This is a genomic window from Alkalicoccobacillus murimartini, from assembly GCF_030813245.1.
Lineage (GTDB): Bacteria > Bacillota > Bacilli > Bacillales > Bacillaceae_D > Alkalicoccobacillus > Alkalicoccobacillus murimartini.
Window position 1 is genome coordinate 413,058 of sequence record NZ_JAUSUA010000001.1, and the last position, 18,974, is coordinate 432,031.

At 39.1% G+C, this 18,974-nt stretch carries 21 protein-coding genes; 16 read left to right on the forward strand and 5 right to left on the reverse strand.

Annotation, left to right across the window (positions count from 1 at the left end):
- Nucleotides 1-181 precede the first annotated feature (181 nt).
- From J2S05_RS02275 to J2S05_RS02335, 13 genes are all read left to right on the forward strand, one after another.
- Nucleotides 182-1,159 (forward strand): YncE family protein, encoded by a 978-nt coding sequence (locus tag J2S05_RS02275; protein WP_306979496.1) that lies wholly within the window; start codon nt 182-184, stop codon nt 1,157-1,159.
- Nucleotides 1,156-1,839, forward strand: a complete 684-nt coding sequence (locus J2S05_RS02280; RefSeq protein WP_306979498.1) for a response regulator transcription factor — start codon at nt 1,156-1,158, stop codon at nt 1,837-1,839. Before J2S05_RS02275 ends, J2S05_RS02280 begins: the two co-directional genes overlap by 4 nt.
- Nucleotides 1,836-3,242, forward strand: coding sequence for a sensor histidine kinase (locus J2S05_RS02285; RefSeq protein WP_306979501.1), 1,407 nt, complete (start codon nt 1,836-1,838; stop codon nt 3,240-3,242). The genes J2S05_RS02280 and J2S05_RS02285 overlap by 4 nt, the downstream gene beginning before the upstream one ends.
- 115 nt (nt 3,243-3,357) lie before the next feature.
- Nucleotides 3,358-3,936 (forward strand): copper resistance CopC family protein, encoded by a 579-nt coding sequence (locus tag J2S05_RS02290; protein ID WP_306979503.1) that lies wholly within the window; start codon nt 3,358-3,360, stop codon nt 3,934-3,936.
- A 144-nt stretch (nt 3,937-4,080) separates the two neighbouring features.
- A complete protein-coding gene (locus J2S05_RS02295; RefSeq protein WP_306979505.1) occupies nt 4,081-4,764 on the forward strand; it encodes a GntR family transcriptional regulator in 684 nt (227 codons plus the stop codon).
- A gap of 53 nt (nt 4,765-4,817) precedes the next feature.
- A complete protein-coding gene (locus J2S05_RS02300; protein WP_306979507.1) occupies nt 4,818-5,825 on the forward strand; it encodes a TRAP transporter substrate-binding protein in 1,008 nt (335 codons plus the stop codon).
- A complete protein-coding gene (locus J2S05_RS02305; RefSeq protein ID WP_306979509.1) occupies nt 5,822-6,301 on the forward strand; it encodes a TRAP transporter small permease in 480 nt (159 codons plus the stop codon). Before J2S05_RS02300 ends, J2S05_RS02305 begins: the two co-directional genes overlap by 4 nt.
- Nucleotides 6,298-7,572, forward strand: coding sequence for a TRAP transporter large permease (locus J2S05_RS02310; RefSeq protein WP_306979511.1), 1,275 nt, complete (start codon nt 6,298-6,300; stop codon nt 7,570-7,572). The genes J2S05_RS02305 and J2S05_RS02310 overlap by 4 nt, the downstream gene beginning before the upstream one ends.
- 13 nt (nt 7,573-7,585) lie before the next feature.
- On the forward strand, nt 7,586-8,602 hold the full coding sequence (locus tag J2S05_RS02315; protein ID WP_306979514.1) for a zinc-binding alcohol dehydrogenase family protein: 1,017 nt from the start codon (nt 7,586-7,588) through the stop codon (nt 8,600-8,602).
- A 24-nt stretch (nt 8,603-8,626) separates the two neighbouring features.
- On the forward strand, nt 8,627-9,718 hold the full coding sequence (gene uxuA, locus J2S05_RS02320; protein ID WP_306979516.1) for a mannonate dehydratase: 1,092 nt from the start codon (nt 8,627-8,629) through the stop codon (nt 9,716-9,718).
- The gene (locus J2S05_RS02325; protein ID WP_306979517.1) at nt 9,702-10,550 is read left to right on the forward strand and encodes an SDR family oxidoreductase; all 849 of its coding nucleotides are present in this window, start codon (nt 9,702-9,704) and stop codon (nt 10,548-10,550) included. Before uxuA ends, J2S05_RS02325 begins: the two co-directional genes overlap by 17 nt.
- 17 nt (nt 10,551-10,567) lie before the next feature.
- A complete protein-coding gene (locus J2S05_RS02330; protein WP_306979519.1) occupies nt 10,568-11,545 on the forward strand; it encodes a sugar kinase in 978 nt (325 codons plus the stop codon).
- Nucleotides 11,542-12,180 (forward strand): bifunctional 4-hydroxy-2-oxoglutarate aldolase/2-dehydro-3-deoxy-phosphogluconate aldolase, encoded by a 639-nt coding sequence (locus tag J2S05_RS02335; RefSeq protein ID WP_306979521.1) that lies wholly within the window; start codon nt 11,542-11,544, stop codon nt 12,178-12,180. Before J2S05_RS02330 ends, J2S05_RS02335 begins: the two co-directional genes overlap by 4 nt.
- A 158-nt stretch (nt 12,181-12,338) precedes the next feature.
- On the opposite strand, the gene J2S05_RS02340 is transcribed toward J2S05_RS02335, so the two are convergent.
- The gene (locus J2S05_RS02340) at nt 12,339-12,764 is read right to left on the reverse strand and encodes a MarR family winged helix-turn-helix transcriptional regulator (protein WP_306979523.1); all 426 of its coding nucleotides are present in this window, start codon (nt 12,762-12,764) and stop codon (nt 12,339-12,341) included.
- 118 nt (nt 12,765-12,882) lie between these two features.
- On the opposite strand from J2S05_RS02340, the gene J2S05_RS02345 reads away from it, so the two are divergent.
- Complete coding sequence (locus J2S05_RS02345) at nt 12,883-13,470, forward strand: NAD(P)H-dependent oxidoreductase (RefSeq protein WP_306979525.1); 588 nt, start codon at nt 12,883-12,885, stop codon at nt 13,468-13,470.
- A 46-nt stretch (nt 13,471-13,516) separates the two neighbouring features.
- On the opposite strand, the gene J2S05_RS02350 is transcribed toward J2S05_RS02345, so the two are convergent.
- The gene (locus J2S05_RS02350) at nt 13,517-14,416 is read right to left on the reverse strand and encodes a tetratricopeptide repeat protein (RefSeq protein WP_306979526.1); all 900 of its coding nucleotides are present in this window, start codon (nt 14,414-14,416) and stop codon (nt 13,517-13,519) included.
- Between the two features lie 484 nt (nt 14,417-14,900).
- Between J2S05_RS02350 and catA the strand changes: the two genes are divergently transcribed.
- Nucleotides 14,901-15,548, forward strand: coding sequence for a type A chloramphenicol O-acetyltransferase (gene catA / locus J2S05_RS02355; RefSeq protein WP_306981059.1), 648 nt, complete (start codon nt 14,901-14,903; stop codon nt 15,546-15,548).
- Between the two features lie 55 nt (nt 15,549-15,603).
- Here the strand turns inward: catA and J2S05_RS02360 are convergent, their stop codons facing one another.
- The 3 genes from J2S05_RS02360 to J2S05_RS02370 all read right to left on the reverse strand — a co-directional run bounded on the left by J2S05_RS02360 (nt 15,604) and on the right by J2S05_RS02370 (nt 17,341).
- Nucleotides 15,604-15,837, reverse strand: a complete 234-nt coding sequence (locus tag J2S05_RS02360) for a hypothetical protein (RefSeq protein WP_306979528.1) — start codon at nt 15,835-15,837, stop codon at nt 15,604-15,606.
- A gap of 143 nt (nt 15,838-15,980) precedes the next feature.
- Nucleotides 15,981-16,658: a VOC family protein gene (locus tag J2S05_RS02365; protein WP_306979530.1), complete on the reverse strand. Its 678-nt coding sequence runs from the start codon at nt 16,656-16,658 to the stop codon at nt 15,981-15,983.
- Nucleotides 16,659-16,780: 122 nt separating this feature from the next.
- Nucleotides 16,781-17,341, reverse strand: coding sequence for an isochorismatase family protein (locus J2S05_RS02370; RefSeq protein ID WP_306979531.1), 561 nt, complete (start codon nt 17,339-17,341; stop codon nt 16,781-16,783).
- 715 nt (nt 17,342-18,056) lie between these two features.
- Between J2S05_RS02370 and J2S05_RS02375 the strand changes: the two genes are divergently transcribed.
- Nucleotides 18,057-18,959: a DMT family transporter gene (locus J2S05_RS02375; protein WP_306979534.1), complete on the forward strand. Its 903-nt coding sequence runs from the start codon at nt 18,057-18,059 to the stop codon at nt 18,957-18,959.
- Nucleotides 18,960-18,974 lie beyond the last annotated feature (15 nt).

The window sequence follows — 18,974 nt, forward strand, 5'->3', positions numbered from 1 at the left end:
AAAAAACCTTGTTATTCAAAAAAAAGGAGCGTGGGATCAAAAATCTTTTTGATTTTTAGCTCCTTCCAGAGTTGGATGACAATCTAAGGAACACAATGCCTATGTTCACGTGGATTTCACAAATAGATGATATAACGATTTGGTATACTACAGGTAAAAACAGTAAGAGGGGGTGTATGAGATGAAGCGTATTTGGGTGCTTAGTATGGTGGTAGCTAGTTTTGTTTTTTTAAATGGATGTAAGGAAGAGGGCATTACTGTGCCTGAGTCTGAGGATCCGATGCTTCTCGTTTCGCATGCGAAGGAAGCCACATTGTCGTTTGTTGACTCCAAAACCGATGAAGATTTGGGTTCTACAACGATTCCATTTACATTTACAGATATGACGTATATTTCTGATAAGACGATTGTAGGGATGAACCCAAGCGAAGATCGTATTCTTGAGATAGATTTAGATCAACAGGTAACACGCCCTTTTTTAGAGGTCGGATCTGGTATCACTGGACTTACATATGACTCATACACAGATACATTATTTTTAAAAGACACGTTTGATCACGCAGTGCGTGTTGTTGATGGAAGCTCTAAAGAAGAAGGTGCCACTATTCAATTAGATTCATCTCCAAGTGAGTTGGAAGTAAATAAAGAAGGGCTACTTTTTGTGCTAACATCTGATCGGAATGAAGTGAGTGTTGTTGATATCATGAAAGAGGAAGTCATTCGCACATTTCCTGTAAATGATACGCCAGCTGGAATGTATTTTGACGGGGCGTTATTGTGGGTTGGCGGGCATGGGTCTAATGGGCAGCTAAATCAATCCGTTTATGCCTATGATCCACAAACAGGAGAAAACGTCATGACTGTAGATGTTGGTCTGATGCCTATCGCAATGATTAGCAGTGAGAATTCGGAGAAGCTATTTGTGCTTTGTCATGGGGATCATTCACTATATAAGGTAAATACAGAAACACAAGAGGTTGAGTCAAAAGTAGATGTTGGCCAAAATCCGAATGATCTTCAATTGTCAGAGGACAAATTGTTTGTAGCGAATTTGGATAGTGATAGTATTTCGATTGTGAGTAAGCTAGATCTAAGTCTGATCAAGACCGTTCCAGTTGCATCAGGACCGTATCTACTGCTTTCGGAGGTGGAATTATGAACCAAGCAGCACATGTCCTGGTTGTAGACGATGAGCAAGAACTCCTACAATTAGTCGTCACCTACCTAAAAAATGAAGAGTACGTTGTGTATACTGCGACGGATGGGCACGAAGCATTGCAAACACTTGAACAACAATCAATTGATTTAGTCATCCTAGACATTATGATGGAAGGGATGGATGGATTTGAGTTGTGCAAAAGAATTCGAACAACTTCTCAAATCCCTGTGGTGATGCTAACGGCAAAAAGTAGTGAGGATGACCGTATTCGAGGGCTTAAGCTTGGAGCGGATGACTATGTGGTTAAGCCATTTAGTCCGAGAGAATTAATGGCACGAGTCGAAGCTGTCCTTAGACGAATGAATGTAGGACAGACTGATGTGAATAAAATAGAGATTGCAGAATTGGTTATTGAGAAGAATGGGCGAAAGGTTTTTGTCGGAGGACATTTAGTTAATCTAACTAGAAAAGAATATGATTTGCTTGTTTTTCTACTTGAATCAAGCGGACAGGTATTTACTAGAGATCATTTACTTATGCGACTTTGGGATATTGATCATAATAAAACAGCTCGAACGGTAGATACTCACGTAAAAACCCTGAGGTTAAAGCTTCAAACAGCTGGACGTTTTATCCAAACAGTCTGGGGAGTAGGGTATAAATTCGAGGATCCATCATGAAACATTGGTCAATCAAACATAAGGTATGGAGCACGATTTTAGGTGTCATCGTATCGATTGTGATAGCGGCTGTAATCTTAGTATTTTTCCTATATGATCGGTTATATGTAGAAAAACAAATCGAGACACTGATGCTACAAGGGGACCAATTGACGTCCGTATTTTATGGTCAAGGCAATGAAGCGTATTTTCAAGATCGATTAGCATGGGCAGATGAAAGTACAGATGCTGATATCTTATTTACTGATAATCCAATGCTGCTCGCTAGTGGAGATCCACTTGATCCTAATTCACAGTACAACTTAATAACCTTTGAAGAGCGACAACAGCTGTTAGCAGGTCAAACTGTTGTGATGCAGAGGCCTCATCCAAGGTTTGATCAGGACATATTAGGTGTGGCTATCCCACTATTTGAACAAGAAAATTTATCAGGTGCCATCTTTCTATCCCAACCTTTATCAGATATTTATGAGCCTTTCTCGGATATCCAGTGGCTTTTAATCGCAGCCCTTATTCTTCTGATTTTGTTTGTGTTATTTATGGGGAATAAGATGGTTCGTGATGTCGTCATTCCGCTTATTACCATGAAAAATGTGGCCCATCATATTGAGCAAGGTGATTATAGCCAGTTAATCGATCTCACTGATAGTAAAGATGAATTGGGACAGCTTGCTCGTTCCTTTAATAGTTTGTCTTCTTCTCTAAATGAGGTTGAGCAGAATCGTAAAGAATTTCTCGCGAATGTGGCTCACGAGCTGCGCACACCATTAAGTTATATGAAAGGCTATGCTGAAGGGGTAGAAGAAGGCATTATATCAAAAGAAAAGGGTCTAGGTATTATTCAAAAAGAAGCAAATCGGCTTGATAGACTTGTGCATGATCTGCTTGATTTAGCACAGCTTGAGGGAGATTCCTATCAAATGATTCATGAGCCGATTGCCTTTGCAGAATTAATCGATGATGTAGTAGACCAGTTTAGCTTAGCAGCAGATAAAAAGAATGTACGTATGGAACGTTTTCTAGATGACGAATGTATCATCATGGGGAACGCAGATCGACTTGGACAAGTGATTCGTAACTTGTTAGACAACGCGCTTTCGTACACGCCTTCAGGCAAATGTATCTATATTACCCTTTCAAAAAATGAAAAAGACGTTTCACTTGAGATTAAAGATGAAGGAATTGGAATTCCTAATGAAGATCTTGCGGCTGTGAAGCAGCGTTTTTATCGTGTGAAAAAAGCACGTGAGCGTAAAGATGGAGGCACGGGTCTTGGGTTATCCATTGTCTCGCAAATTATTCAAAAACATGAAGGTACGTTCCTTCTTGAATCGACAGAGGGCCAAGGAACGTCTGCAAAAGTTACCTTAAAAAGCATGAATGAAAATGTGTTTAATTCTTGAACATTAGGAGATCAGATCTGATTTCACCGTAATTTCACTTTTATTCGGTACAGTAACTATGAACTCAAAGTTGAGTTTGTGAAGGACATTATATAGATTATTTGGGAGTGTTACGATGAAAGCAAAAGTAGCTAGTTTATTTTTAGTGGTTGGACTTATTATTGGGGGAGCACCTGCTGTTACTTATGCTCACTCACATCTTGAATCAACGGTACCAGAGGATGGACAAACTGTTGATGAAGCGGTTGAAACAATTGAGCTTTCATTTGATGGAGGTATTGAGCAAGCAAGCGATGTTCAGATTTTCACAGAGGCAGGCGATGAAATTGAGCCAGCTACTGTAAATATTAATAGTCCTGAAATTGAAGTTGAATTAACTGAACCACTTATGAATGGCGAGTATAGAGTCACTTTTAATGTGATAAGCGCAGACACACATCCGGTTGATGGTGAATTTACATTTTCGGTAGATGCTGAAGAAGTTGCTGAGCCTGCAGAAGAGGCTACTGAAGAAGAAGCAACAGAAGAAGAAATTACAGAAGAAGAGCCAGCAGAATCAGTTGAAACCGATCAACAAACGTCGGATGAGCAACAAGATAATGAAGAGAACTCTTCCATGCTTTGGATAATTGGTGGAATCGTTGTCCTTGTTGTGATCATCGGTGCAGTCGTTGCGATGAGAAAAAAGAAATAAGGAAGTAGAACATCCGTAAACTTGCGGGTGTTCTACTTCCTTATTTCTTGAAGTTTTAATGAGCGTAAAGAAAAATGTCGAAAAAACACTACCATACTTGTATGGTAGTATGGTAGTATTGAAATCGAAAAGGAGGACATTTCATTGAATTCATCTTATAAAGGTAAAATGGCATCGGTTTCATCGCGAGTTTATGTGTATCAAACACTGCGTGAAAGTATCACTTCACTAAATCTTAAACCAGGTGCAGCAATATCAGAAAAAGAAATTGCAGATGAACTTGATGTAAGTAGGACTCCTGTTCGAGAAGCTTTTCTACAACTTGCCCATGACCAGCTATTAGAGATTCTGCCTCAACGAGGATCTTTTGTTACTCTTATTGATTTAGAGCAAGTTGAAGACGCAAGGTTTATAAGAGAACAGCTTGAGGTTGGCATTGTGCGGTTAGCATGTACAACGTTCACAGAAGATGAACGTCAGGACATGGAAACGAATCTGATCCTTCAAGGTCAAATGATGAAAAATCAAAAGTACGATGAATTATTTAAGCTTGATGGCGCTTTTCATCGACTGATCGCATCAAGTTGTGGAAAGCTCAAAGTAGCTGAAATGATACAGCATATGAATGTTCATTTTGATCGATTAAGAATGCTAAGTCTTTCTTCGAATTTAAATTGGCCCGCTATCTATAAACATCACCAAGAAATACTTGCGGCCATTACGGATCGAGATGCCAATCGTGCAGAGCAAATTATGAAAGAACATTTATCTCTAATAACAGTTGATCAAGTAGCATTAAAAAAGCAGTTTCCGATTTATTTCAAATAGACTTGTCTATTTGTGAAAATGATGTAAGCGTATTCTATGTCAGGAGGGTTCGTATGATTAGAAAAACTATGTTGGCTGCTTCCTCAATGATATTTCTCATGGTAGGCTGCTCAACACAAGCTCAAGAAGATGATATAACGCATTGGAAGATGACTCATATATCAGACGCAAGTCATTTATGGCACAAAACCGCTTTAGAGTTCTCAGAACGTGTGGAAGAAAAAACAGATGGTAAGGTTCAAATTGAAGTGTTTCCGAATAGCCAGTTAGGTAATGAAGTGGATAATATAAATAGTATTAAATTTGGAGCAACTGATTTAACCATCACAGGAGAAACACTCGAGGTATGGACACCAAATGCTATTTTGTTAGCGGTACCATATGCGTTTGAAGATGAAGAGCATATGCGAGACGTAGTAGAAGGTGACATTGGACGTACGATTGAAAGCGATATCACAGAAGACGTTGGATTAACTCCTTTATTCTATATGGAGCGTGCTCCTCGTAATTTAACATCAAATGCACCGATATCACATCCGGATGATTTAAGTGGTTTTAGCATGAGGGTCCCAAATGTACCGTTATTTTTAGATACATGGGCAGAAGCTGGAGCTAAGCCTCAAGTAATCAATTTAAATGAAGTATTTACTGGACTTCAACAGGGTGTCATTGCTGGTCAAGAGAATCCAAATGATTTGATTTATAGTAATGGATTTTACGAGGTACAAGATTATTTGAACTTAACGGAGCATGTTCGCTCTTGGATCTATGTAGTTGTTGGAAATGAACAACTTGAAAAGTTACCTGAGGATCAGAGACAAGCTGTTGAAGAAGCAGCATTAGAAGCTCAGGAATTTGCTCGCGATCTACAAGAAGAGGAGCAAGAAGCCTTATCGGATCTTTTAAAGGAACGTGGAATGACTTTTAATGAAGATGTCGATCAGGAAGCTTTTCGTGAAGCCATGCTACCTGCTTTAGAAGAAAATCTAGGTGAAGAGCAGTACGAACTGTACCTAGAGATGGTTGAGCAAGGAACGGGAATTGAGGTGGACAGTGAATGAGAACAGCAGCGAAGTTAGATAAACTATTAAATTATTTAACCATTATTCTTTTTACTAGCTTACTACTTGTGGTAGTCATACAAATCATGAGTCGATACCTTCCTTACAGTGCTATTTGGACGGAAGAATTATCAAGATATTTATTTGTCTATTCGATCACCGTAGCTGCACCTCTTGCGATTCGTAAGAATGAGTTTATTAAGGTAGATATGTTGTTAATGATGCTACCGGAGAAAACGAGAAGAATCTACGAGTGTGTGACGTATGCGATTGTGGCCGTATTTGGAATCGTTCTATTTATAACAGGTATCCAATTCTTTCAGCTAGGATTGGAATTCTCATCTCCCACAATTGGATTTCAAATGAGCTATGTGTATATATCTGTACCGATTCTTGCCTTTTTAATTGTGCTTTATTCGATTTTATTTATCATTGATCAATTTACTTTACCGAAGTCAGAAGGTGAGCAACTATGATGTCACTCCTATTGGTAGGAACGTTTTTACTGTTAATTATGATTGGTATTCCTATTGCCTTTAGTTTAGCCCTCGCATCTCTTTTGTATCTAGTAATCGCGGGCATTCCATTAACTATTATTCCGCAAACCATGTTCTCTGGCATTAACTCTTTTGTTCTATTAGCGATTCCTGCTTTTATTCTCGCAGGTAATCTAATGAACGCTGGTGGAATTACTGAGCGAATCATTAACTTCGCAAATGCAGTGGTTGGACACATACGAGGTGGATTAGCGTTGACAAATGTCGCTTCATCTCTAGGTTTTGCGGGGATTTCTGGAACAGCCCTTTCTGATACAGCAAGTATTGGTTCTGTTATGATTCCAGCTATGAAAAAACAAGGGTATGGATCTGGATTCTCTGCTGCTGTTACATCCATTTCATCAACAGTTGGTCCAATGTTACCTCCATCTCTACCAATGATCATTATTGGAACTCTTGCAAGTGTGTCCATTGGAGATTTGTTTTTGGCAGGTGCCATTCCTGGAATTTTGCTAGCAATTGGTTTCCTCATTGTGACGTACATCATTTCAGTAAAAAGAGGATATCCAAAAGGCGAGCGTCAGGCGCTTTCAGTGGTTGGTAAGTCATTTTTAGGTGCATTTTGGGCATTAATTATGGTTGTTATTATCCTTTGGGGAATTCTTGGTGGGTATTTTACGCCAACAGAAGCAGCTGTCGTATGTGTAATCTATGCTCTAATCATTGGTGGCTTTGTCTATAGAGAATTGAAGCTAAAAGACATTCCAGCATTGTTAACGAACACGCTTAGTTCAACTGCTTCTATTCTACTATTAGTAGGATTTGCAAATCTATTTGGGTGGATACTTGTAAGTGAGGGTGTGCCTATTCTCATTGCAGACGGCATTCTGTCGATTACAGATAACCCATTCTTCGTTATATTATTAATTGTGATTTTGCTGCTTACAATTGGAATGTTCATGGAAACAATCGCAGCTTTGGTTATTTTGTTCCCCGTGCTTCTACCTGTGGCAACAAGTGTAGGCATGGATCCTGTTCACTTTGGTGTTGTGATGGTTCTAACATTAATGATTGGATTATCTACACCACCAGTAGGTGTCTGCTTGTTTGTCGCCTCTAGCTTTGCTAAAGTTCCGATTGGGAAAACAGTAAAAGAACTGATTCCATACTTTGCAGTCGCTATATTTGTTTTACTATTAGTGAGTTACATTCCGCAATTGTCACTATTTTTACCAAGCTTATTTGAATAAGGAGCTGTTTTAAATGCAAGCCATTACAGTACAAGAGCCAGGAAAGCTAGTCTTAGAAACAAGAAACAAACCCGAATTGAACCATACGACGGATGTATTAGTAAAAGTAAAAGCAGCTGGTATCTGCGGGTCAGATATGCACATCTATCATGGGAGTAACCCATTCACTGTTTATCCAAGAGTCATTGGTCATGAAGTGGCAGGAGAAGTGATGGCAGTTGGTGAAGAAGTAACAGACCTCAGTATAGGAGACACGGTTGCTCTTGAGCCTATCTCCTTTTGCGGAAGCTGTTATGCCTGCAGAAAAGGCCGCCAAAATGTATGTGATAAGCTAGAAGTATACGGAGTACATCAAGATGGTGGCATGCGCGAATGGATGGTTGCACCAGCAAAGAAATGGCATAAACTTCATTCATCTATTTCCTTTGAAGCAGCCGCTCTCATTGAGCCATTAACAATTGGTGCTCAAGCAACCTCACGAGGCGGAGTTGAAGCTGGTGATACAGTTCTAATCATGGGAGCGGGTCCTACTGGATTAAGCTGCTTACTTATGGCAAAACAAAAAGGTGCAAAGGTCTTTATCTCTGACTTTAATCAATCAAGACTTGACTATGCGCAAAGTGTTGGTGCAGACTTTGTGGTAAATGCTGGTGATGAGGATGTAGAAGAAGTCATAGCGAGAGAAACAAATGGCGAACTGGTGAATGTAGTGATTGATGCTGTTGGGACTGCAGATACGTTTGCTCAAGCAGTGACTTTAGCTTCTGTTGCAGGTTCCATTGTTGCTCTTGGATTTAATGAAACACCATCACCAATTGCTTCATTACTAATCACTAAAAAGGAACTAACCATTGTAGGGTCTCGTCTGCAAGCGAACAAATTTCAAGAAATTGTACAGAAAGTGAATCAAGGAGAGCTAAAACCTGAGGAAATGATTTCGCATCGTTTTCAAGCAACGGACGTTCATGATGCCTTTGAATTACTAGAACAACAACCTGACAAGGTTCGTAAAGTGGTCCTAACATTTTAATAACAAAGAGAGGATGAATACAGGATGAAAATGACATTTAGATGGTACGGCGAAAATAATGATTCAGTTACATTAGAACAAATCAAACAGATTCCAGGTGTAGAAGGACTGGTTTGGGCTTTACATGACTTACCTGCTGGAGAGGTTTGGCCAGTGGATAAGATTAAAGAGATCAAACGTCAAGCAGATGAGTATGGATTTCATCTTGATGTTGTTGAAAGTGTAAATGTACATGAGGATATTAAGTTAGGCCTTCCTTCAAGAGAACAGTACATTGAGAATTATAAGCAAACGATAGCTAATCTTGCAGAAGTAAATGTTAAGGTCATTTGCTATAATTTCATGCCGGTATTTGATTGGACAAGAACGGATCTTTTCAAAGAAATGGGTGATGGATCTACAGCATTATTCTATGAAAAGAGCAAAGTAGATTCAATGGATCCGAAAGAATTGATTCGTCAAACAACAAGTAATTCTGCTTTTACAATGCCTGGATGGGAGCCAGAGAGGCTTGCAGGAATTGAAAAGTCTTTTGAAGCATATAAAGGGATGTCAGAGGATCAGCTATGGGACAATCTGCAGTATTTCCTTGAACAGATTCTACCGATCTGTGAACAGCATGATATAAAAATGGCGATTCACCCGGACGATCCACCTTGGTCTGTTTTCGGATTGCCACGTATTATCACAAGCGAGAAGAATATTGAAAGACTGCTTTCTCTTTCTGATAGTCCTTCGCATAATGTTACGCTGTGTAGTGGTTCGCTAGGAGCAAATCCTGCAAATGATGTACCAAAAATCATCCGTCGTTTCCACGATCGTATCCCATTTGCGCATATTCGTAATGTGAAGATCTACGACAACGGAGACTTTATCGAAACATCTCACCGATCTCAAGATGGATCTGTAGATATAGCTGATGTTGTAAAGGCATATCATGAAAACGGATTTGAGGGATATGCACGCCCAGATCACGGAAGACATATTTGGAATGAAGAATGTCGACCTGGCTATGGCTTATATGATCGTGCTCTTGGTATAATGCACTTATGGGGCTTATGGGATGCATATGAGAACGTCAAAAAAGGAGGCGGCTCACATGTTACCAAATCATAAATCATTAGCTGGAAAAGTTGCTGTTGTCACTGGTGGGAGCGGTGTCTTGTGTAGTGAGATGGCTAGAGAACTTGCGAGGCAAGGAATGAAAGTAGCGATTTTAAATAGAACGGCTGAAAAAGGGAAAAAGCTTGAAGCTGACATTCATGAGCAAGGGGGAACAGCATTGGCTGTTTCCTGCGATGTGTTAGATGAATCTAGTGTTCTTTCAGCAAGTGAGAAGATTCTAGCAGAACTCGGACCTTGCCATCTTCTTATAAATGGTGCTGGAGGCAATCATCCAGATGCTATTACAAGTAAGGAGACGTTCTCAAGCGATGATATCGCAGATCCTGAAGTGAAAAGTTTTTTTGATATGACCATGACTGGATTTGATCATGTCTTTAAGCTGAATTTACTTGGAACCGTTTTACCGACACAAGTCTTTGCAAAACAAATGGTCAATCAAGAAGGTGCAGCTATTATTAATGTATCATCTATGAGTGCGCCATCACCTATGACAAAGGTTCCTGCATATAGTGCAGCAAAAGCTGGTATTGATAACTTCACTCAATGGTTAGCAGTACATTTTGCGCAATCAGGAATTCGTGTAAATGCCATTGCACCAGGCTTCTTTTTGACAGAACAGAATCGTAATCTCTTAACGAATTCAGATGGTAGTTTAACGGAACGTGCAGAGAAAATTATTGCGCATACACCAGTAGGTCGCTTCGGCAAACCCGAGGATCTACTTGGAACCGTATTATGGCTAGCTGATTCGGAAAGCTCTCGTTTTGTCACAGGTATCATTGTGCCAGTTGATGGCGGATTTATGTCCTATTCAGGTGTATAGAGAGGAGCAATAAGAAGATGAGTGCTGATGTCGTAACATTTGGGGAAACGATGGTACTGCTTGAAGCAGGTAGTAGCGGCCCACTTCGATATGTGAATACCTTCAACAAACGATTTGGTGGAGCAGAATCTAATGTAGCCATTGGTTTATCGAAGCTTGGACACCAATCATTATGGATGAGTAAGGTTGGACAAGACGAGTTTGGTGAATTTCTGATTCAAAAGATAAGAGGAGAAGGCGTGAATACTGACCATGTGACATCGTATTCAGGTGCACCTACAGGTTTGTACTTTAAGGAGATGCGTCGTCCAGGGGATCAAAGGGTGGCTTATTACCGTAGTGGTTCGGCAGCTAGTTTCTTTACTGAAACGGATTTAGATGAGGAGCAAATTGCTCAAACTAAAATTCTTCATCTAACGGGAATCACCGCATTGTTAAGTGAGTCTTGTCGAACAGCTATATTCAAGGCAATTGAAGTGGCAAAAGCACATAATGTTCTCGTTTCCTTTGATCCAAATCTACGATACACATTAATGGGTCAGCTTGGTGAAGATGGAGCGCGTCAAGTGATTCGTGACATCGCTGCAAAAGCAGACCTAGTTATGCCAGGACTTGATGAAGCTGAGTGGTTATATGGAACAAGCGATGAGACGGAGGTCGCTGATCTTCTGTTTGCAGAGGGTGTTCAAAAGGTTGTCATCAAAAATGGAGGAGAATACTCCTTTTATGCTGAGAATGGTGGGGCGCAAGGACGTGTACCAAGCTTTGAAGTAAAACAGATTGTTGACGCCATTGGTGCAGGAGATGGTTTTGCTGCCGGCGTTTTATCTGGTTTATTAGATAAAAAAAGCTTGGAGGAATCCGTACATTTCGCTGCAGCAGTTGGAGCCCTTGTCATAAGCTCACCTGGTGATATCGAAGGATTACCTACACGAAGTGAAGTATTAACATATATTGAACAAAAAGAAGGCCATTCAGGAGGCGTTTTACGATGAGTAGATTTGATACATTAATTAGTTCAGGTGTGGTAGCTGTTATTCGCAAGCAGCCAAGAGAACACATCCTACCAATTGCAAAAGCATTGGTAAACGGTGGGGTTTCTGGACTTGAAGTAACGATGGATTCTGAGGATGCGCTTGGTGCAATTGCTGAGCTTCGTACTCATTTTGGTGAGGAAGTTGTTATTGGTGCAGGTACTGTATTAGATGCAGAACAAGCTGTAGCAGCGATCCAAGCTGGGGCAGAGTTTATCTTTGCTCCGATTTTAAACGAACCAACCATTCGTGCAGCAAAACGTCACGGTAAAATTATGATTCCGGGCATTTTCACACCGACTGAAGCCCAGCAGGCAATTGAGTGGGGAGCAGATATGGTCAAAGCATTCCCATCAGATGTACTAGGGCCTGCGTTTATCAAAGCTGTGAAAGCACCACTTTCTCATATCCAAATCATGCCTACTGGTGGAGTGAATCTTGATACCATCGATGAGTTCATTAAGGCCGGTGCAACGGCTGTTGGAGCGGGTGGACCACTTGTACGCAAAGACTTGATCGAAGCGGGCGATTGGACAGGGCTTGAGCAACATGCTGCAGCCTTTGTTGGACAGGCTCAGAAGAGTTTAGGTAAATAAGTAATAGGATTAATATAACCTTCCGTTCAGTGAGATCTGAGCGGAAGGTTTTTTTGAGCAATGGGAGAGAAGGGGTGAATCAGAATTGTATAGGAGAAAAAGAAAGTCAACTCAAAGTATACCCTGATTGGTATACGAATTACCGTTACTCTCTAAATCTAATAAAAGACCTTTTTCTCCAGCACATTTAAAGCTTTTTCAATTTCCTCCAAATCCTCAGAGGAGGCTTGTTCCATTCTATTATTAAAAAGTAGCTCAACCTCGGCAAATATTCCTGACATCAGCCGATCGCCTTCCTCTGATAAAATAATCGTGTGCTTTCGACCATCTTGATTATCCATCACTTTTTTTATTAACTTCATATCATGTAATTTTTTAAGTTCTCGGCTCGTATTTGGTAGGGAGATATGTTGGCAATCACTAATTTCGCTTGGGTTCACTGGTTGGGAGACGAATACATATTCCATAATTCCATATTGTACTGGTGTAAGGGAACGGTTACGAACATCCTTCGTTAGTTCATGAGTTACTTCATGAACGGATGCTGTGAATGTAATAAATCGTTTAAATAGAGTACTTTTCACAAAAATCACCTCTAAAATAATGTATCAAAATAATTATCAAAAAACAATTATCAATTGACAACTAAAAGGGGTGTGATATATGATCTAGTTATCAAATGATAACTAATTGAGGTGAGTCATGAATCTATTAATTATATATACCCATCCAAATCACCAGAGCTTATCCTACTCTTTCTTAGAGAAAGTTCTTAAAGGTGCGGAGGAAAATTCAAACATTAATCGTGTTCAGGTTCTTGATTTATATGAGGAGCAATTTGATCCTATTTTACGTTTTAATGAAAAGAAAAGGCGCAGGGATATGCATAGAGATCCTAATCTTGAAGCGTATCGGCATCAGCTTCTATGGGCAGACAAAATCATGTTCATTTACCCCATATGGTGGGGACGTCCTCCTGCAATGCTATTAGGGTTTATTGATCAGATGTTTGCTTCAAATTTTGCATACAAAGATATAGGGAAGATACTACCGGAAGGTCTCCTGAAAGGAAAGTCAGTTGTATGTATTTCATCAATGAAAGGTCCTAAACACTATCCATTATTACTGTTGAATAATGCCCATAAAGCACTGATGAAAAAAGCACTTTTTAGTTTTGTAGGAATTAAGAGAGTGAAATTTTTTGAGTTTGGTAATATGGAGGCACCCAATAAAGGTCATTCTAAGAAGCTAGAACTAATTTATCAATATGTTAAAAGACTTGCAGTATAAGATTCATCTTCTAAAAAGGGAAGCCCAATAGGGGCTTCCCTTTTTACTAATCATCATCAAATTCACTATGCACTTCATCCGTTTCTAGATCAACCAGATAATGACCCAATGTTGCGGTATGGGTCGCTTGATCCTCACCTTCAGGCGTCACGGATTCTACAACTTGAACACGATGATACCCGTCGTCATCTAGTCCATTATACATATATTGAATAACCATCTCATCTGAGTCATAGTCAACTTCGTCCATCACTAATGAAATAGCATTCCGCTCATCCTCTTCTGATTCATTCTCTGATTCAGCTTGTTCCGTTTCTTCTTCCACTTCCTCGATCTCCTCTTCAATCTCTTCCTCACGTGCTTCAGCTGCACTTATTAACTCTTGAACTTCTTGTTCCTGTTCATCGGTTATATCAGGCATTGTGAGAACGTCAGTGGACTGTTCAAGAAACGAGTCATCTGGAATTGATTCGGAATCATCAGGATCGTATAACGAGTAAAGGTTTTCAATTTCCTCGTCAATTTGATCAACATGATTTTCATACTCGTCTAGCCTTTGCATGTCTGCCTGAACGTTACTTTCAATTAAATTGTAATGTGAGGTGTCCTCTAAATTTGAACGTTCCTCAAGAGCTGTATGCCAATCCTCTTCTACAATCGCCTCTGTAAAAGTGTCGGTAGATTGTGCCAAAGCAAGTAGGTCAAGTGCTTCATTAGTTGAATGTTCGGCATCCAATACAATTTGAAAATGGTCTATCGCTTCCGCGTATTCTTCATTTGATAAAGCTTGTTTCCCTTCATCTAGGGCTGATTCAATAAAGCGATCTCTTTCTTCAACCTCAGTGTCATTGGCTTGAGGAGCATCTTCAATTTGTAGGTCATCCGTTTCAGTCGAGCACCCACCTGCCAAAGCCAAGGCAGTGACCGCAAAAAAATACCTTTTCATTTAAGGTTCCCTCCTAAAAACATTAAATCCTTAAATAGGGTACGATGGAATAAGTTATATTTTTATGAACACCCAACCCAAATAGATTGAAACAATAAATTTAATTGAACCTTTTCGGGCTCTCGTTTGTATTAGGAGTAAAGAGATAAGGGAGAGTTGTCCAATGCCATGGGGATATATGGAGTAGATTTATTGATTATCTTGCTTCACCAACAAAAGATCCTTTTGAATGTATGATCACTTCATCTGGCGCTTCCATGTTTGTTAGTATTGGGACAATTTTAGTACCTATAATTCTATTTGTTGCACAATACTTTTTCTTCATGTAAAGCAGAGAGTATTCACCGTTGCGTTAGATTACAGCTATATGTAAACTAGATGTAAGGGACATAAATCCCTTTACAAACATTAAGGGTGAAACATATGAAGAAATCAGATGAACAGGCCTTCTAAAATAGATTAATTATTTTAGGAGGCGGTTATGATGAAGTTTATAAAAATAGATCGAAGTGCTTGGAATCGCGAACAGTATTTTACACATTATCTAAAGCAACAAACTAGTTTTAGTTTGACATGTGATATTGATGTTCAAAAAATTCTACAAATACTTAAGAAAAAAAGAATGAGGTTCTACCCAGCTTTTATTTATATGGTAACTCAGATTGTGAATGGTGATGAAGTTTTTAGAACGTGTTTTAATGAAAATAAAGAATTAGGCTATTGGGAGCAAATGATACCTAGTTATACAATTTTTGATAACGAATCAAAAATGTTTTCAAGTATTTGGACAGAAACTACTAGTGATTTTGCAACGTTTCACAAACAATATGAACTAGATGTCCAAAAGTGGAACGGAACAGAAGAATTATTTCCAAAGATGCCTGTGCCACCGAATACTTTTCCAATATCAATGCTGCCCTGGAGCCACTTCACAGCATTTAACCTAAATATCAATCAAATGGATGATTTTCTTTTACCTATTATCACAGCAGGTAAATACATTGAGAAATATGGTGTGCTCACTCTACCAGTTACGATACAAGCGCATCATGCAGTGTGTGATGGGTACCACGCAACGACTTTTATGAATAAACTTCAATTTCTTGCAGATCAGTGTGAAAATTGGGTGTAAAAAAAGAAGCTGTCCTTTCAGGGCAGCTTCTACTACTTAAATCGTGGAATGATCATTATTTATCACAAGAATCTTCTTCCTCTTCACGTTCTTTACATTTCTTGTGTTTGTCGCATTTATCTTTGTCTCTGTCTTCATCTTTATGCTTATCGCATTTATCTTTATCCTCATGTTTGTCCTCTTCTTTTTCCTTATCACACGTACACTTTTTCTTGTCCATTTCCTTGTCATGCTTATCTTTTTCATTTTTATTATTTGGCTTACCAAACATAATATGATCCCAGATCAAAGCTTTCCCTCCTTTACGATAAAACTTTGTTACTCTACATCCTATGAAATTGGCGGTTGAATGATTGGGGAGACATACTGGTTGAAGGAAGTGGATGGATTTTTGAGTAAGGTCAACACATTTCAAAAACTAAAAAAGACATCTCAAATTTGAGATATCTCTTTAAATAAAACTTCATTCACTTGATAAAATGTAAACTGACCAATATTTTCTACTATCACATGTACAGGAAAGAAAGCCGCTGGTTTATCTGAAAAAAACCATATTCTTTTGTTCTTAACTACAATAAAAAGACCTTCTACATCTCCAAGTGGAGCAAAATATTCGCTACCAGGACGAGCTTCTTTCAAACCTTTACTCAATATCTTCTGAACCATAGGTTGCACTTGATTCGTAACGATTCCTATTTCACTAATATTCATAATTAGCTTTGAGTTAAAAGGTAAGTGACCATCAGGAATTTGGTCATCATGTCTCGCAATAAGTTCTACAATATTACCAGCTGGATCTGTGAAATAAATAGCATGTGCATTCCAGTTTTCAAAAAATACCTCATCCTCTCCATAATGGGTGTTGAGCGTAATGATAGAGTTGAGCCAAGCTTTTGCTTCTTTCATAAGATTTTGAGGTATATTCATTGCAAAGTGATAAAATGGCTCAACGGGATCTTCCGTTTTCTTAAAAACTAGGAGGGATGCACCTATTTGCACAGAAAAAGAATGAGCTTCATCATGAACCAAATCGAAATCTAATGTATGATGATAAAAATTTTTCATTTCGTTTAAATGATTGGTTAATAAAGTTAGTGTTTGTATCTTCATATGATGATCTCCTCAAATCGTTATTTGATTCATATCATCATTATAAGTTTGCCACTTTACTATGGAACCGGTCATTCGATTGTTTTGGTCTACATCTTTTGAATGAGACAAGAAGAGTACATTCAACGATACTGATGATGAATAGGATTAAATAATGAATCGTTTGTTTGTCGAACAACAGAAAAATGGTCCACATTATAGTGTCCATGAAGTGTTGCATTATGGTGAGCAATGATCTGTTCAGCTGTTAGAACCGCAGAGTCCTGTGTAGAATGACCATCTCCAACCAGCGTGACATCAAAACCGTGTACAGTTGCTGTACGTACAGCTGTATCAATACAATGCTCCGTTTTACAGCCCATTATAACGAGATGATCAATGGTATGTTCCTTTAGAGTAGATAGTAAATTCGTATTATAAAAAGAGTTGGTTGCTTCTTTATCGATGAACACTGCATTTTTATTAGGTAATTGGATATCTTTATGAACGTGAAACCCTGCGCCCTCACCATTCGCTACTTCTTTGTCTCGCACAAAAACGATTAAATCAGCTGCATCTATTGCTTGTTGAATCACAAGGTTAATATTCATGAGTAATCGTTTTTTCTTAAATACTTGTGACTCCTCGTGATTTCCATCAATTAATTCCTGCTGTGCATCAATAATAACTAAAGCCTGTTTCATTTTCTTCCTCCTCGAATTCTAAAAAAATGAATGAAATAAATCAAGATCTTTAATGGAAAATGTAGTAATATAAATGAAGATTGAGATTATTTATACAGTTAGTATACGCCTCTGTAGCTCTAGAAGGGAAGAGCGCCGGAAAACAATTGTGCAGCCGGGTCGCAAGGTAAGGGTTTCAGAAGCACCGAAAAGCAAATGAGCTGAGGCAGGTGAAATTCCTAGCCGGTGAAAGTCCGTAGGGAAGCGTGTTCCCCCTAGCCTATGCTTACGAGAGGAGTGCGGGTTCGAATCCCGCCGGAGGCATTTACTGAAGTGGAACGAAGAGGTAGTGTTCGTTCCTTTTTTTGTTGTATAGTTTAGAGTGAAACGATAGAAGGTCGAATTGGAGCGATAGAGCTGAAAGTGAAGCGATAGAAGTCCGAATTGGAGCGATGGAGCTGAAAGTGAAACGATAGAAGGTCAGATTGAAACGATGGAGCTGAAAGTGAAACGATAGAAGGCCGAATTGGAGCGATGGAGCTGAAAGTGAAACGATAGAAGGCCAGATTGAAACGATAGAGCTGAAAGTGAAACGATAGAAGGCCAGATTGAAACGATGGAGCTGAAAGTGAAACGATAGAAGATCAGATTGAAACGATGGAGCCAGAAGTGAAACGAAACGATAGAAGACCAGATTTAGAGTAATCTACATGATCTTGTTCAAGCAGGAGGAGTTATGTCTACATTAAAAGCATACATATATACTATTTTAGGTGCGTCATGCTGGGGACTAATTGGTCTCTTCGTTGATCCGCTTTATCAAGAGGGGTTCACTGCGTGGGAAGTAGTGGCCATTCGAGGCATTTTTACATTTGTCTTTTTAATTATTTTCATGTCTATTTGGTTTAGATCTCATCTAAAAACAAGAATACGAGATCATTGGATCTTTGCCGCTTCAGGCATTTGTAGCATTGCATTTTTTAATTATTTTTACTTTGAAGTCTTTGCCCGCTCAAATTTATCTCTCGCCGTGACTCTTTTATATACTGGACCGATGTTTGTGGCATTGCTTTCCCGAGTTTTCTTTAAAGAGCTGCTAACAAAGAATAAAATAGCAGCACTTGTCTTATCTCTAATGGGCTGTGCGTTTGTTGTACAACTATTGCCATCTGGAACATCAAGTATTCCAGGTACTGTCATCTTAATGGGTGTTCTTTCAGGGTTCTTCTACGCTCTATATAGCATTTTCACCAAACCTATTACAAAACGGTATTCACCGTTAACGATCACGACTTATACCTTTTTATATACAAGTGTGTTTATGTTGCTTACAAGTCCTATTACTGAAAAAGCCTCACTATTCGTGAGTCCATCTGTATTAGTACCGGCTATTCTACTTGCACTCGTATCAACAGTGGGTGGGTATGTATTTTATACAACGGGACTTAAGCATCTTGAGGCAAGTAAAGCCTCAATTCTTGCAACGATTGAACCAGTTGTAGCAGTTATTTCAAGCGTTCTATTTCTTAATGATTACTTAGATGTATGGCAGCTTGCTGGAATTTTGGCTGTGCTATACTCTGCTGTGCTTGTAAGTAGGAGAAGACGAAGGGTGGTTGCAGGAGAAAAGGTAGCTTAGGATTTACCGAAAAGA

What these genes read in the sequence shown, in the direction of transcription:
- J2S05_RS02325 (WP_306979517.1), top strand. Translation starts at nt 9,702, where the DNA reads ATGTTACCAAATCATAAATCATTAGCTGGAAAAGTTGCTGTTGTCACT.
- J2S05_RS02280 (WP_306979498.1), top strand. Translation starts at nt 1,156, where the DNA reads ATGAACCAAGCAGCACATGTCCTGGTTGTAGACGATGAGCAAGAACTC.
- J2S05_RS02365 (WP_306979530.1), bottom strand. Translation starts at nt 16,658, where the DNA reads ATGAAGATACAAACACTAACTTTATTAACCAATCATTTAAACGAAATG.
- J2S05_RS02275 (WP_306979496.1), top strand. Translation starts at nt 182, where the DNA reads ATGAAGCGTATTTGGGTGCTTAGTATGGTGGTAGCTAGTTTTGTTTTT.
- J2S05_RS02315 (WP_306979514.1), top strand. Translation starts at nt 7,586, where the DNA reads ATGCAAGCCATTACAGTACAAGAGCCAGGAAAGCTAGTCTTAGAAACA.
- J2S05_RS02345 (WP_306979525.1), top strand. Translation starts at nt 12,883, where the DNA reads ATGAATCTATTAATTATATATACCCATCCAAATCACCAGAGCTTATCC.
- uxuA (WP_306979516.1), top strand. Translation starts at nt 8,627, where the DNA reads ATGAAAATGACATTTAGATGGTACGGCGAAAATAATGATTCAGTTACA.
- J2S05_RS02375 (WP_306979534.1), top strand. Translation starts at nt 18,057, where the DNA reads ATGTCTACATTAAAAGCATACATATATACTATTTTAGGTGCGTCATGC.
- J2S05_RS02370 (WP_306979531.1), bottom strand. Translation starts at nt 17,341, where the DNA reads ATGAAACAGGCTTTAGTTATTATTGATGCACAGCAGGAATTAATTGAT.
- J2S05_RS02330 (WP_306979519.1), top strand. Translation starts at nt 10,568, where the DNA reads ATGAGTGCTGATGTCGTAACATTTGGGGAAACGATGGTACTGCTTGAA.
- J2S05_RS02310 (WP_306979511.1), top strand. Translation starts at nt 6,298, where the DNA reads ATGATGTCACTCCTATTGGTAGGAACGTTTTTACTGTTAATTATGATT.
- J2S05_RS02290 (WP_306979503.1), top strand. Translation starts at nt 3,358, where the DNA reads ATGAAAGCAAAAGTAGCTAGTTTATTTTTAGTGGTTGGACTTATTATT.
- J2S05_RS02335 (WP_306979521.1), top strand. Translation starts at nt 11,542, where the DNA reads ATGAGTAGATTTGATACATTAATTAGTTCAGGTGTGGTAGCTGTTATT.
- J2S05_RS02285 (WP_306979501.1), top strand. Translation starts at nt 1,836, where the DNA reads ATGAAACATTGGTCAATCAAACATAAGGTATGGAGCACGATTTTAGGT.
- J2S05_RS02350 (WP_306979526.1), bottom strand. Translation starts at nt 14,416, where the DNA reads ATGAAAAGGTATTTTTTTGCGGTCACTGCCTTGGCTTTGGCAGGTGGG.
- J2S05_RS02305 (WP_306979509.1), top strand. Translation starts at nt 5,822, where the DNA reads ATGAGAACAGCAGCGAAGTTAGATAAACTATTAAATTATTTAACCATT.
- J2S05_RS02300 (WP_306979507.1), top strand. Translation starts at nt 4,818, where the DNA reads ATGATTAGAAAAACTATGTTGGCTGCTTCCTCAATGATATTTCTCATG.
- catA (WP_306981059.1), top strand. Translation starts at nt 14,901, where the DNA reads ATGAAGTTTATAAAAATAGATCGAAGTGCTTGGAATCGCGAACAGTAT.